We start from the raw sequence: 14,644 nt of genomic DNA, 5'->3' as shown, positions 1-14,644 counted from the left end.
AATTTATTTCACTTGATTCTTTTTACACTATTAAAAATATTTCATTAACAATTTTTAGGAATTTTTTCACAATTGCACTCATTAGTTTAACAAATTTTCTAACTTTTGTCATACATTTTACGTATTATAACGTACTAAATGAATGTATTTATATATGGTTTTACTTCAGATAAAAAATAGAGAGAACCCGTAATAATTAGCATTTCATTGCTTTCCAGCGCTCGCAACTCTTCTGAAATTGCTTTTTGCCAATCGCTTTCCGCTCGTTTATGGGCCAGGCTACTAAACTGATAGAGCTCCTCTGCATTTGCCGCTCGAGGAAAGTCAAAGCTCACGAATGTAATCATCTGGGAGACCGAGTCTAGCTTTTTGATCATGTTATCTACTTTTTTATCGCCGAGCGCAGCAAAAATCAACCTTTTTTTTCGCCCAGGAAAACGGCGTTTTAATTCCACAACTAGCGTTTCAATCCCCTCTTCATTATGGGCCCCATCCAGGACGATTAATGGGGAAGAAGAAACGATTTCAAATCTTCCAGGCCAGTATGCTTTTTTCAACCCTTGGCGAATATCCTCTTCTGCAATTTTGTAAGAAGCTGCTAAAAGGATGGCTGCTTCAACTGCCAAAGCGGCATTTTCCGTTTGATGCTGTCCGAGCATTCTAATTTCTAAATTCTCTAAATAACTTTTTGACGTTTGCAGGGAGAAACGTTCACCATTCTCGAGTGAAACATGATGATCAATAAAAAAATGCTCGCCAAGACGATGTATAGCCGCATCCATTTGCGCTGCTTTTTCTCTAATGACATTAAATGCTTCAGGCTGCTTAACGGCTGTTAAAATTGGGATGCCTGGCTTTATAATTCCCGCTTTTTCAAAGGCGATTTGCTCATAGCTATTCCCTAAAATATTGATGTGATCAAGGCCGATGCTTGTTATAATTGATATTTGCGGCGTGATGATATTGGTGGAGTCAAACCTGCCACCAAGTCCAACCTCATAAATGGCAAGATCGACAGGAGCGACCTCAGCAAAATAGTAAAAACTCATGGCGGTAATCACTTCAAATTCAGTAGGGGAGCCAAGCTCCGTCTGCTCTAGTTCATCACTTAGTGGTTTAATCACATTTGTAATCTTGACCAAATCTTCCTCACTAATCGAATGGCCATTAATGGAAATTCGCTCATTAAAATGTTCGAAATAAGGAGAGGTGAACGTTCCAACCTTTAAACCTGACGCTTGCAAAATCGAGCCTAAATACGTCACCGTTGAGCCTTTTCCATTCGTTCCTCCAATATGTATGGTCGGAATTTTTTTCTCAGGATGATCTAGCTTGTCCATCATCCATTCCATTCTTTTTAATCCTGGCTTAACCCCTAATCTCAAGCGTGAATGAATCCAATTCAACGCTTCTTCATAAGACTGAAACATATCATTTTCACCTTTTTCCATTATGCTAGAACATATGATATTAACCAATATCCTTTCAGACAGTGAAGACGAATCCGCCAAACGGATTCGTCTTCACAACTGCTCATTGACCCTTTAACTCTTTAATACGGAGCTCCACAGCTGCTCTTTTCTCTAGGTAATCCGCTTCCTTCACTCTTTCCTCGGCAATCACTTTTTCTGGAGCTTTCTTCACAAAGCCTTCATTCCTTAGTTTCTTTTGAACTCTTTCCACTTCTTTATTCCATTTATCAAGCTCTTTTTCAAGACGAGCAATTTCTTCAGCTATGTTAATTAAACCTTCAAGTGGTAAAATAATTTCTGCCCCAGTAACCACTGCCGTCATCGCTTTATCAGGAATCAGAATATTCTTGCCAATTTCAAGCTCCTCTGGATTACAGAACCGTTCTAAATAGGAACGATTTTTATCCAATACTTGCAGAATATGGTCATCCTTTACTTTGACAAGGATGTTGATTTTCTTGCTCATCGGTGTGTTTACTTCAGCACGAATATTTCGGACTGAACGAATGATTTCCACCAACAATTTCATTTCCGCAGATGCTTCACTGTCAGAAAGTTCTTCGTTCACTTCAGGCCATTTCGCAGTTGTAATCGACTCACCTTCATGCGGGAGATTTTGCCAAATTTCTTCAGTAATGAACGGCATGAACGGATGAAGCAGACGCATTGTATTATCCAGCACATATGCTAAAATTGAGCGCGTCGTCTTTTTCGCAGCTTCATCATCCCCGTATAACGGCAACTTTGCCATTTCAATATACCAATCACAAAAATCATCCCAAATGAAATTATAAAGAATTCGGCCAACCTCACCAAATTCATAACGTTCAGATAGTCTTGTTACTGTATCAATGGTCTCATTTAAACGGGTGAGAATCCATTTGTCTGCTACCGACTTCTCACCGCTTAGATCAATTTCATCATACTTCAATCCATTCATATTCATTAAAGCGAAGCGTGATGCGTTCCAAATTTTATTAGCAAAATTCCAAGTCGCTTCGACCTTTTCCATGCTAAAACGTAAATCTTGACCAGGTGAACTTCCAGTTGAAAGGAAGTAGCGTAAAGAGTCAGCGCCATATTGTGCAATAACATCCATTGGATCGACACCATTGCCTAATGATTTGCTCATTTTTCGACCTTGTGCATCCCGAACCAAACCATGTATAAGAACATCTTTGAATGGACGTTCTCCTGTAAATTCGAGTCCTTGGAAAATCATTCTTGATACCCAGAAGAAAATGATATCATAACCTGTTACAAGTGCTGCCGTTGAATAGTAACGCTTATAATCAGCAGATTCTGTATCCGGCCAGCCCATCGTCGAAAACGGCCATAATGCGGAACTGAACCACGTGTCTAAAACGTCGTTATCCTGCTCCCAGTTTTCAATATCAGCAGGTGGTTCATGCTCGACATAAACCTCACCCGTTTCCTTGTGATACCAGGCAGGAATGCGATGCCCCCACCAAAGCTGGCGAGAAATACACCAATCGCGAATATTTTCCATCCAGTGCAAATATGTCTTTTCAAAACGGTCTGGAACAAAATGCACTTTTTCTTCCTTCTGTTGAAGGGCAATCGCCTCATCAGCGAGCGGCTGCATTTTGACAAACCATTGCGTTGATAAATATGGCTCGACAACAGCGCCACTACGTTCTGAATGGCCAACAGAGTGCATATGCTCCTCAATTTTGAAAAGAACTCCTTGTTCTTGCAAATCTTTCACAATTTGCTTGCGGCACTCAAAGCGATCCATCCCTTTATACTTCCCTGCTTTTTCATTCATTGTACCGTCTTCATTCATCACAAGAACCCGTTCAAGATTATGGCGATTTCCTAATTCAAAGTCATTCGGATCATGGGCTGGTGTTATTTTTACTGCGCCTGAACCAAACTCCATATCTACATAGTCATCAGCTACAATTGGAATTTCACGGCCAACAATTGGAAGAATCACTTTTTTGCCGATTAAATGCTTGTAGCGCTCATCTTCTGGATGAACAGCAACCGCCGTATCACCAAGCATTGTTTCGGGACGAGTAGTCGCTACTTCAATCGAACCTGAGCCATCTGCAAGAGGATAGTTCATATGATAAAAAGCACCTTGAACATCCTTATAAATAACCTCGATATCAGATAATGCTGTTTTGGTGGACGGGTCCCAGTTAATAATGTATTCACCGCGATAAATAAGTCCCTTTTTATATAAGGAGACAAACACTTCGCGGACCGCTTTCGACAGCCCTTCATCAAGAGTAAAACGCTCTCGGCTATAGTCTAAACCGAGCCCTAGCTTCGCCCATTGTGCTCGAATATGAGCTGCATACTCTTCCTTCCACTTCCATGTTTCTTCAACAAATTTATCTCTGCCTAAATCATACCGGCTTACTCCTTCTTGACGGAGCTTCTCCTCAACCTTTGCTTGTGTCGCTATTCCCGCATGGTCCATTCCTGGCAGCCACAATACGTCATAGCCTTGCATTCTTTTCATACGCGTTAATATATCTTGCAATGTCGTATCCCATGCATGTCCTAAATGAAGCTTTCCTGTAACATTTGGTGGAGGAATAACGATTGTATACGGTTCTTTTTTCTCATCATTTTGTGCTTCAAAAAACTTTCCTTTCACCCACCAATCATAACGACCCTTTTCAATTGTATTCGGATCATATTTCGTTGGCATCGATAGCTCATTTGTTTCCATTTCACTCTTCCTTTCTTCTTCCTCTTTCATTCCAAAATCAAAAGCGCGGGGCGCCTTGCTCTTCGCCGTGCATAACAAATTTGCGGCGCAAGCACCTTCAATTGACTTATCGACTGAAGTTTGCTAAGCGATAAGCGCTGGAGCTAGTCGTAGATACACTTAATATAAAAGTTATCTACCATTGCGAAAACTTTAATTTCCTAATGAAAAAACTCCATTCGTCATCAAAAGGACGAATGGAGTTTGCTTCGCGGTACCACCTTTTTTCCAATCCATATTTCCCATATCGATTGGCACTTAACTAGATAACGGATTCCCCGTCTTTTACTACTTGAAAGTCGTTCGTTCGCAAAAGATGCTCAAGGGCGACTTCCACTGGTGTTGCTTAGAAAACCTTTCAGCTCATGGTTTTCCTCTCTTAAAGCAAGGAACCACCGTACTCTTCCCTATCATAGCAATATAACTCTATTTGTATAATCAATATACTACATAAAAACAAAGACTGACGTCAATAAGGATAACTGATTTTTTTTTAGTATATACAGTTTTTCAGAAAATGAAACTTCATTGAGAGGAATTGTACGTGAAAAATCGACTATGTCAGATGAATTTCCGGAATTTTTTGGGGTAATTCCGGAAATTCATGACGTAATTCCGGAAATTCCACCAATAATTCCGGAACTCGACTCCTATCGGACTAACAGAGCCTCAACAACGTTTTTCGCACAATCCCAAAGCAAGGGACATAGATTAAGTAATAAGGAAAATACCCATTGGGGAAAAGGGGGAAGAGATTGTGAGGAGAAAATATAATCCATATGCGCTTCCACCGTGGTTGAAAAAATCTCGAGACGTCCTGCATCAATTTGCCATTCCATTTTGCATATTTCAAGGGATACGTACGATTTTATTTCCAACTGCTTTCGATGTACTGTTTTTAATTGCTCTTGTCCTAATAACAGTAGCCCTTAAAATTGAGTTATTATAACAGCGGAACAACCTTTCATAAAGATTGTTCCTCGGAGCGATTTATAAGAGTGCGAAAATACTATAGTCTTTAAGTATTACCTTGAGATTGCGCTTCGGCTTGAGCTTCCTTTTCAAGCCGTTTTTGTCTTTCAATCTCATCAATACGCATAACGATATATTCTGTGTTTTTAAGATGCCAATAATGTCTTTGTAATTTTTGAACATATTTTCGCTCATCCCTATTTCGCGATTTATAATATTCTTCCACAACAGCTAAAAATCCATGGGGATGGGAAAAATAACTTAAAAAGAGATTTAATTCGTCATCCCTTAAAGGAAAATATTTGAAATAAGTGTAAATCCAATCAACACAATCTTCATGTGACTTCGGGTACGTTTTTAACGTTCTTGATAAAAATGGCAAAAGGTCATGCATCGGTGAACTTTGCTTGCTGTTTTCAAAGTTTGTAAAATAACCATAGCCTTTGTCGTCATAAAGGAAATGCTCAGTTGAAAGCTTGCCATGCGCTAAAACAACTCTTGCCTTATTGTCATCTTTTGTTTTTTCATACCATTCCTTAAATTTATTTGTGGAAAAGCGCAATGCTTGACTGATATCATGATAATAGAGACAAAACAGGAGCTCAAACGGCGACATATACCACTTTCCCTCACATTGCGCTAAAAACCCGTCAAGAAATTCATTCTCTTTATCCCACTCACGAACCGTATTCTCATAATGCACGTTTTTCTCTTCTTTATCAATCGTGACCTCGCGAACTGATAATGTATGAAGCCGCGCAAGCTCTCGAAACATTTGCTGATGGAGCTCATTGCGATCCTCTTTTATTTCATTGGGAAGCCAAGGCATTAAATAGTACAAGTTTTTCCCATGAATCACCGCATATCTTCCATCAAGAGTCGGATAAATAGGAATAATGCGATTGAAGCCTTTTTGATAGAGAAATTGAATATGCTTAATAAAATCGGTTCCTTGTTGAGGAGTTATTTTTTTTAAAGCAAATATCCCTTTATTTGAATAAATTCTTTTTACCTTTTGAAAGCCTTCTACAAAATGGGGCTGTATTCCATAATGGCTTAAAATCGGTTCAACTTCCTGCAAATGATTCGTTTCACTCATACGAACTCACTTCTTTCCATAGGCTAATAACTAAGCCAGTGCAATAAAACTTTCTTGAAGCAGTGTCGTTTATGTTAGCGTGTTTTTGCTTTCATATCCGAAACATTTTCTCTTTCAACATAGATAAAACAGGACGAGCAGGTTTCCACCGACCAACCCACCCAGCCTGTTTTTGTTTGATAAAATAATTAATTATGCGTGACAGTAGCAGGGATGTAAAGAACCTGCCCCTCGAACACATCTTGATTCACTTCTAGATGATTGAACTTTAAAAGCTGCTGTATCGAAATTTCATAACGTTCTGCGATGACATCGAGCGTATCTCCACTTTGAACAATGCATACTTTCAAGCGGGCAATGGCTTCTTCATCTTCTTTTCTTGCTAAAAATTCGGTAATCGAAATGCCTTGTTTCTTTGATTTCTTCTTATTCTTTTTAGCAACTTCTTCAGATGATGAAGAAGAGGATTCTTCATCATTTGAACTCTCATACTCATGCTCTGCCTGTTCCACTGCTTTTAATTGATCTGTTGCTGGCTCATTTGGAGTAAATTCATGTCTTTGTGGGGCAAATGAAACGTCTGGAATAGTACTGATTGCCTCAGATTCTTGTTCATACACTTCCAGAGTTGGCGCCTTATCAAGTTCTAATGATGAAGGAGCTGGCTCTGTTTCAATCGTATCGTCCTCAGGAGTTTTTCGCGCTTCTGCTACAAATGGCGCAAACAGTTCATTTGCAGGAGGAACAGTCTCTTCCGCTACTTCCGCTTCTTCGACTTCCTCAAGTTTCACTTCCTGTATCGGCGGCTCTTCATCTCGGTATGCAAGCTCAAGCTCTGGAGATTCCGGTTGAACCCCTGGTTCATCGCTTTTTAACCCTGTTATCGTTAAGTCTGCTGTTAATTTCATACAGCTTTGTTCAGGGAAAAGATAATCAAAGGATTCAATTTCCACATCCAGATCGTTAATACTAGCAATACGGTGAACAGGAATGGTAATATCAACTGGGAAGCGGTGAGAAAACTGAGTAATTCCTTCGTCTCTGTTCTCAACTTCTTGGACGAATTTAGGTGATAATGGTATCTCTTCCTCCACTTCAGATTCTGTTTCTTTCCGTTTATATTCCCCGCTAAGTTGTAATTCCCCTTCAATGGTTACATAATCGTCATTTTCATGAATGGTTATATTTGGATCAAGCGAAATCGTGATAAGCTCCGCTACTTCCTGTCCTTTTTGAAACCAAACAGATTCTTCCAAGGAAAACCGTAAGAAAGATTCATTTCCTTCAGACAAAGCGACTCCTCCTTTCATTTCCTCTCATCAATCACCATGTCATTAACAATTTATGAGGCAGGAAATCTTTTTATGATAAAAATCCAGAGAAAAGAACAAAAGCGCAAGGCGCATTCGAAGCCATTATCGTTCCTGCTAGGATCTTCTTTTGTGTTCATCACCATCCAAGCTATTTCGAGATAGGAAAACTAAGAAGGACTTAGAGAAGATGTAGAGAGTCATTTACTGAAAACCTTTATGGAAGAATAATGAAAAAAAAAGCCTGAACTCTAGCAGAAAAAAGCTAGAATACAGACCTTTCGGGAACTTATTTAAGTTTGGAAAACGCTACTTCTGCAGCGGCAATCGTTTTAGCAATGTCTTCGTCACTATGTGCAGTTGAAAGGAAGAGACCTTCAAACTGGGAAGGAGGCAAGAAAACTCCTTGATTAGCCATTTCTTGATAATAAGAAGCAAAAAAATCCAAATTAGACGTTTTGGCTGTTTCATAGTTGATGACAGCTTCTTTTGTAAAAAAGAAACCAATCATCGAACCTGCTCGATTAACTGTAATTGGAACCCCGTATTTATCAGCTGCTGCCTTTAATCCCGCTTCAAGAATATCTGCTTTATGTTCAAACTCTCGGTAGCTTTCCGGCGTTAACTGACTTAATGTTTCAAACCCTGCTGTCATCGCCAGAGGATTTCCTGATAGCGTTCCAGCTTGATAGATCGGCCCACTTGGAGCAATTTGCTCCATAATATCAGCGCGTCCACCATACGCACCAACTGGTAGTCCTCCACCAATTACTTTACCTAAACAAGTTAAATCTGGTGTCACATTAAAGTAGCCCTGTGCACAATTATAGCCGACACGGAAGCCAGTCATCACTTCATCAAAAATAAGCAGGGTGCCATTTTCCTTCGTAATTTCACGAAGCCCTTCTAAAAAACCAGGCTGTGGTGGAACAACCCCCATATTTCCTGCAACAGGCTCCACAATAACCCCAGCCAAATCATCTCCAAATTGTTCGAAAGCAAACTTTACACTGTCAAGATCGTTATATGGAACGGTTATGGTATTTTTGGCAATCCCTTCTGGGACACCTGGGCTGTCTGGCAAGCCTAACGTGGCAACACCCGATCCTGCTTTGATCAAGAGAGAATCCCCATGTCCGTGGTAGCAGCCTTCAAACTTCAATATTTTATTTCGCCCTGTATATCCGCGGGCAAGGCGGAGAGCACTCATCGTTGCTTCAGTACCAGAGGATACCATCCGGACAACCTCAATAGAAGGGACACGTTCTATCACAAGCTTGGCTAATTCATTTTCCATTATTGTTGGGGCACCAAAACTTGTACCCAATTCCGCCACCTTTTTCAATGCTTCAACGACACGGTCATTTGTATGACCAAGAATTAACGGACCCCATGACAATACATAATCAATGTATTCATTCCCATCAATATCATAGATTTTAGAGCCTTTTCCCCTTTCCATAAAAATCGGATCCATATTGACCGATTTAAAAGCACGGACAGGACTGTTCACCCCTCCAGGCATTAATTCCTTTGCTTCTTGAAAGGCAGCAATTGATTTATCATAAGAACGCATCTTCTTCCCTCATTTCTCACATATTTAAATGGTTCATTTTTAATTTTCTTTCAGCCATTTTGCCGCATCTTTGGCATGGTAAGTAATAATGATATCAGCTCCAGCACGCTTCATCCCAACAAGCATTTCCATGACAACGGATTTTTCGTCGATCCAACCGTTTTGAGCGGCTGCTTTCACCATTGAATATTCTCCACTCACATTGTAAATGACAACCGGCAAAGTGAAATTATTTTTCACGTCACGAACGATGTCTAAATAAGGCATTCCCGGCTTAACGATAAGAAAATCGGCTCCTTCTGCGACATCGGATTCCGCTTCTCGAAAAGCCTCCAAGCGATTTGCCGGATCCATTTGATAGGTTTTGCGATCACCAAATTGCGGAGTACTTTCCGCTGCATCTCTAAACGGTCCGTAAAAGGCAGAGGAATACTTAACTGCATAAGACATGATTGGTGTATCTTCAAAACCTGCTTCATCTAGGCCTGCACGGATAGCAGTAACAAAGCCATCCATCATATTTGACGGAGCGATAATATCAGCACCGGCTTTTGCTTGGCTAACAGCCGTATCAACCAACAATTTCAATGACGGATCATTTAAGACTTTTCCATTCTCAACGATTCCACAATGCCCATGGCTTGTATATTCACATAAACATGTATCAGCAATAACAATTAATTCTGGATAATGCTGCTTAATTAAACGAGTTGCTTCCTGCACAATCCCATGATCATGGAATGCACCTTGCCCACACTCATCTTTCTCAAGTGGGATTCCAAATAAAAGAATAGATTTAATTCCTAAAGATACAACCTCATCAATTTCCTCCATTAATAGATCAAGGGATAGTTGGTAAACATTCGGCATGGAGGAGATTTCTTTCCGAATATTCTCTCCTTCAGCTACAAACAGCGGATATACGAGATCCTCAACATGGAGCTGATTTTCTCGAACCATTGAACGCATAGCTGCAGATTTTCTCAAACGGCGGTGGCGATTAAAATTCATTTTTTATCCTCCTATTTTTTCCTTTTTCATCATGTATTGTGCAATTGCGCTCATCATTTCATAAGATGTATATATTTTAGGGCAGACGTGCACCGTTAATCCCAATTGTTCACACTTTCGCTTTGACACTGGACCGATAGTCGCCACAATACATTCTTTTATTTGTTCAAATAGATCATAAGTGGTAACGATTGACATAAAATGTTCAATTGTTGAAGGGCTTGTAAAAGGGAGTATATCCAGCTTGCGATTTCGCAATAAATATAGGAGCTTTTTCCTACTGTCTTCAGGAAAATACGTTTCATAAATGATAATTTCATCAACAACGTGTCCCTTTTCTTTGAAAAACTGAGCAATATAATCCCGCGCCAAGTTGCCCTTCGGAATTAACAGTCTTTCTCCTTCATTTACATAAGGAGAAAACTCCTTCACAAAGCTCTCCGCAACATAATGTTCAGGCTTGAAGTCAACGGAAATTCCCCTCTTTAATAAAGCTTCTTCCGTTTTTTCACCTATCACAGCGATCTTCGCACGAGACTTGTCCAAATTCATATCCACCATGGCAAAAAAAGTCTCAACAGTTACATCACTCGTAAAAATGAGCCAATCATATGTATACAAGGAAGTTAAAATTGGATCAATATCGCTCCTATTTTCAACTGGACGAAATTCAAGAAGAGGGACCTCTACTGGAATCCCTCCAAATTCCTCTACGATAGCAGAAAAAGCTGAAGCATTTTTTTTTCCGCGGGGAACAAGTACTCTTTTCCCTGCCAATGCTCGGGAATTCATTCTCCTTCTAACTCCTTTTTCACTGCCTCAATTAAAGTCTTTGCTCCCTTGTCTATCAAGTAATCAGCAGCAGCGACACCCAGTTGTTCAGGATCTGTTCCTTGCAACATTTCTTTATAAATTGTTTTCCCATCAGGCGAAGCGACAAGAGCCGTCAATACGATTTTACCATCTTCATTCATATAGGCATATCCTGCCACCGGAACTTGACATCCTCCCTCCATCTTATGAAGGAATGCACGCTCAGATCTAACGGTGATATCCGTTTCCTGACAAGTGAATTTGCTTAAAAGCTCTAGAAGCTCCGTGTCGTCACCTCTACATTCAATCGATAAGGCACCTTGCCCAACGGCCGGAAGACATATTTCCGGCTCAAGAAATTCCGTTACAACATCAGAAGCCCAGCCCATGCGTGAAAGTCCAGCAGCTGCTAAAATGATCGCATCGTACTCTTCCGTTTCAAGCTTCGCAAGACGCGTATCAATATTTCCTCTAATCCATTTAATCTCAAGATCTGGCCGTGCCGCTAATAATTGCGCTCCTCGTCGTAAGCTGCTTGTTCCAATAACAGAGCCAGGCTGCAAATCTTTTAACGGAATATGCCCTTTAGAGATTAGTGCATCACGGTGATCTTCTCTTTCAGGAATACAACCAATGACTAAACCATCAGGAAGAACAGCCGGCATATCTTTCATGCTGTGAATGGCAAGATCAATTTCGCCATTGAGCATTGCCTGTTCAATCTCCTTCACAAATAGCCCTTTCCCCCCGACTTTAGAAAGGGTTACATCCAAAATTTTATCTCCCTTTGTGACGATTTCTTTCACTTCAAAATCGTAATTAGGGTCAATTTTTTTTAACTGCTCGATGACCCAATTTGTTTGTGTTAAAGCCAGTTTACTTCGTCTTGAACCAACAATAAATTTTCTCATGATTGCCTCCTGAAAGGATTATTTGTTAATGTTAGAACGATTTTCTATATTTTCATGATACGGAACTAGCCATGCGATTAGAAATGGCTAATCATTCGGAAAGGCAAATTTTCTCTGGATGGGGTATATCTTCTATGTGTACCATAGATGGAAAGAGGATAACTGACCAAACAGAAAAAAATTGATTAATATAATTAAAAAAGAAGCCAAATTCCACAGTGCTAAGCTCTTTCCTTGAAATTCCTTTCCGACTCGTAGGTATAAAGAAATACCATACACGACAAGAACAATAAAGGAACCGATTACTTTCGCATCGTACCAAATCATCTCCGGCAATTTAATATAAGCCCATTGCAGTCCTAATATAAGGGATAGTAAAAGCATAGGAACGCCAATGACATTTAAAATATGGGACATATGCTCAAGCTTCGACAAATCGGATATTCGAATAAGACGTGCTCCCCATTTTTTGCGTTTCAAAAGATTGTATTGCAATAAATAAAGGAGGGAAAAAACTGCTGAAATCGAAAATGCTCCGTATGAAAGAATAGCCATTGTTATATGTATAAAAAGTAATTCAGATGAAAGTTGTTGAACCATAATTTCAGATTCATATTGAATCGGAGCAAATGTGTGAATGACCATGATCGCAAATCCAATGACATTCGTAAAAAAAACGATGAAATCAACTTTTAATAACCGATTAATCCCAAGCGACAAAGTAATTAAAACCCAGACATAAAAATAAAGACCTTCAAAGATTGTCAGCACTGGAAATCTGCCTGTATTCACCATGTAAATACACAAAAAAGCCGATTGCAAAAGCCATACAAACGCAAGTAACCAGAAGGCAACTTGGTTTGCTTTCCGGCTACTGTAAAGAAAATCAATAAAATATAATAAAATACTCAAGGCATAAAGAATGATTGTGAATTCATGTAGCCGAGTCATGTAAACCTCAATCATAGTTAGAACCCCTTTTATGATTGAAAGGAAGCTTGTGGTGTTGCAACAACAGCTCTCTTTAAATCGGCAACTTTCGAATCTTGCTGTTCTTTTACAAGATCTTCAATATTGAATATTTTCATAAATAATTCCAATGCTTCGTCAGCATTATTTTGGCCGGCAAGTTCTTTCGCCTGTAAAATCGGATCCTTTAACATTTGGTTAATAATACTTTTCGTATGCTTATTCAGCACCTTTATTTCCCGGTCAGAAAGATGTGGCAGTTTTCTTTCGATACTGTCCATCGTCTCAGCCTGAATTTTCAACGCTTTAACACGCAGCGCTGAAATAACAGGTACAACTCCCAGCATATTTAACCATTGCTTGAACTCAACGATTTCAGCTTCAATCATGAGCGAAATTTTTGCCGCTGCTTTTTGACGCTCTTGTAAGTTTGCCTCAACAATTCCTTCTAAATCATCAATATCATATAAGAAAACGTTATCCAATTCCGTAAGCTTTGGATCTAAGTCACGCGGCACTGCGATATCAACCATAAATAACGGCTTCCCTTTTCGCAATCTTTCTACGCATTCCATCATATCCTTCGTGATGACAAAATCCTTTGCTCCAGTGGAACTAATCAGGATATCGGCTTCCATTAATGCACATTGAAGTTCGTTTAATGATTTTGCTTGACCTGAAAAACGCTCAGCAAGGTTTTTTGCCTTTTCAAATGTTCGATTAATAACCGTCACTTGGCTCACACCATTGCCATGAAGGTTTTGAATCGCTAGCTCGCCCATCTTACCCGCCCCTAAAATAAGGACATGCTTTCCGTTTAATGAACCGAATATTTTTTTCGCTAATTCAACCGCGGCATAGCTAACAGAGACTGCATTAGCACCAATATCTGTTTCAGAGTGAGCCCGTTTTGCCAATGTAATCGCCTGTTTAAATAACTGGTTAAAAACCGTACCAGTTGTTTCCTTTGCTTGCGCCTCCTTAAAACTAGAGCGCACCTGTCCAAGGATTTGCGTTTCCCCCAAAACCATAGAATTCAAACCGCAAGCAACATTAAACAAGTGATCAATCGCGCCATCCTGTTCATACACAAATAAGAATGGTGAAAACTCTTGCTGTGGAATGTTAAACCATTCTGATAAAAATTCCTTGATATAATAACGTCCGGTATGAATCTGATCTACGACGGCATATATTTCTGTGCGATTGCATGTTGATAGAATAACGTTCTCAAGGATACTCTTTTTCCCGCTCAGCCTACTCATTGCTTCCCCTAACTGAGAAGGGTCAAACGTTAAACGCTCTCGAATTTCAACTGGGGCTGTTTTATAATTTAGACCAACAGTTAGAATATGCATGATTGTTTCGTACCCCCAAAAATGTTCGTAAATGCGTGAACCAATTTTAAACGAAGAGAAATCGTTCCACTTAATAATTATTATAACATGATAAGATTTCTAATAACTAAAGAAATGTGAACATATCATGAAAATGGATAATTTATAAAAGTTGAAATATGTTGATAGAGCCTGTTTCTTCTTATTCCGACAAAGTTCTTCCTCTAGTACCTTAACAAAAAAGATAGGACTATTCAAGTGAGTCGATTCACATTGTATTTGCCAAAATCAACAATTTCGTGAATAAATCTATAGACAGAGAAAAGGGCCAGTTTTTTCTCATATTAATATGGTTTACGATAAATAATTTTTAAAATAACACTTCTTCTTTTCATCAAATCAAGATATGATTAAATAGAAATTGAACA

The 14,644-nt window shown here is 39.4% G+C and carries 11 protein-coding genes and 1 other annotated feature; of the genes, 1 reads left to right on the top strand and 10 read right to left on the bottom strand.

Annotated elements, in window-relative coordinates; all coding sequences use genetic code 11:
• Positions 1 to 134 precede the first annotated feature (134 nt).
• Together NST02_RS08725 and NST02_RS08720 are read right to left on the bottom strand one after the other, a co-directional pair.
• The gene (locus NST02_RS08725; RefSeq protein ID WP_095307429.1) at positions 135 to 1,430 is read right to left on the bottom strand and encodes a bifunctional folylpolyglutamate synthase/dihydrofolate synthase; all 1,296 of its coding nucleotides are present in this window, start codon (positions 1,428 to 1,430) and stop codon (positions 135 to 137) included.
• A 103-nt stretch (positions 1,431 to 1,533) separates the two neighbouring features.
• Complete coding sequence (locus NST02_RS08720) at positions 1,534 to 4,179, bottom strand: valine--tRNA ligase (RefSeq protein WP_095307757.1); 2,646 nt, start codon at positions 4,177 to 4,179, stop codon at positions 1,534 to 1,536.
• A 225-nt stretch (positions 4,180 to 4,404) separates the two neighbouring features.
• Positions 4,405 to 4,641 (bottom strand) — a binding site (T-box leader).
• Between the two features lie 334 nt (positions 4,642 to 4,975).
• On the opposite strand from NST02_RS08720, the gene NST02_RS08715 reads away from it, so the two are divergent.
• Positions 4,976 to 5,167: a hypothetical protein gene (locus tag NST02_RS08715; protein WP_095307440.1), complete on the top strand. Its 192-nt coding sequence runs from the start codon at positions 4,976 to 4,978 to the stop codon at positions 5,165 to 5,167.
• A gap of 69 nt (positions 5,168 to 5,236) precedes the next feature.
• Here the strand turns inward: NST02_RS08715 and ysxE are convergent, their stop codons facing one another.
• From ysxE to hemA, 8 genes are all read right to left on the bottom strand, one after another.
• Positions 5,237 to 6,289 (bottom strand): spore coat protein YsxE, encoded by a 1,053-nt coding sequence (gene ysxE / locus NST02_RS08710; RefSeq protein ID WP_095307452.1) that lies wholly within the window; start codon positions 6,287 to 6,289, stop codon positions 5,237 to 5,239.
• A gap of 188 nt (positions 6,290 to 6,477) precedes the next feature.
• Positions 6,478 to 7,581 carry a stage VI sporulation protein D gene (gene spoVID, locus NST02_RS08705; protein WP_137744279.1) on the bottom strand — a complete coding sequence of 368 codons (1,104 nt, stop codon included), beginning with the start codon at positions 7,579 to 7,581 and terminating at the stop codon, positions 6,478 to 6,480.
• A 307-nt stretch (positions 7,582 to 7,888) separates the two neighbouring features.
• A complete protein-coding gene (gene hemL / locus NST02_RS08700) occupies positions 7,889 to 9,175 on the bottom strand; it encodes a glutamate-1-semialdehyde 2,1-aminomutase (protein ID WP_095307479.1) in 1,287 nt (428 codons plus the stop codon).
• Between the two features lie 39 nt (positions 9,176 to 9,214).
• Complete coding sequence (hemB, locus tag NST02_RS08695) at positions 9,215 to 10,186, bottom strand: porphobilinogen synthase (protein ID WP_340948730.1); 972 nt, start codon at positions 10,184 to 10,186, stop codon at positions 9,215 to 9,217.
• A gap of 3 nt (positions 10,187 to 10,189) precedes the next feature.
• The gene (locus NST02_RS08690; RefSeq protein WP_137744280.1) at positions 10,190 to 10,978 is read right to left on the bottom strand and encodes a uroporphyrinogen-III synthase; all 789 of its coding nucleotides are present in this window, start codon (positions 10,976 to 10,978) and stop codon (positions 10,190 to 10,192) included.
• Entirely contained in the window at positions 10,975 to 11,910 is a 936-nt protein-coding gene (gene hemC / locus NST02_RS08685) for a hydroxymethylbilane synthase (RefSeq protein WP_095307515.1), read from the bottom strand. The genes NST02_RS08690 and hemC overlap by 4 nt, the downstream gene beginning before the upstream one ends.
• 132 nt (positions 11,911 to 12,042) lie before the next feature.
• Positions 12,043 to 12,876, bottom strand: coding sequence for a cytochrome c biogenesis protein (locus NST02_RS08680; RefSeq protein ID WP_095307522.1), 834 nt, complete (start codon positions 12,874 to 12,876; stop codon positions 12,043 to 12,045).
• A 14-nt stretch (positions 12,877 to 12,890) separates the two neighbouring features.
• Positions 12,891 to 14,237 carry a glutamyl-tRNA reductase gene (hemA, locus tag NST02_RS08675; protein ID WP_137744282.1) on the bottom strand — a complete coding sequence of 449 codons (1,347 nt, stop codon included), beginning with the start codon at positions 14,235 to 14,237 and terminating at the stop codon, positions 12,891 to 12,893.
• Positions 14,238 to 14,644 lie beyond the last annotated feature (407 nt).

Origin of the sequence: Robertmurraya sp. FSL W8-0741 (assembly GCF_038004005.1) — a bacterium.
GTDB classification, from domain to species: Bacteria; Bacillota; Bacilli; order Bacillales; family Cytobacillaceae; genus Robertmurraya; species Robertmurraya siralis.
Note: the sequence above shows the minus strand (reverse complement) of the source record. Positions and strands in the feature narration are given on the sequence as shown.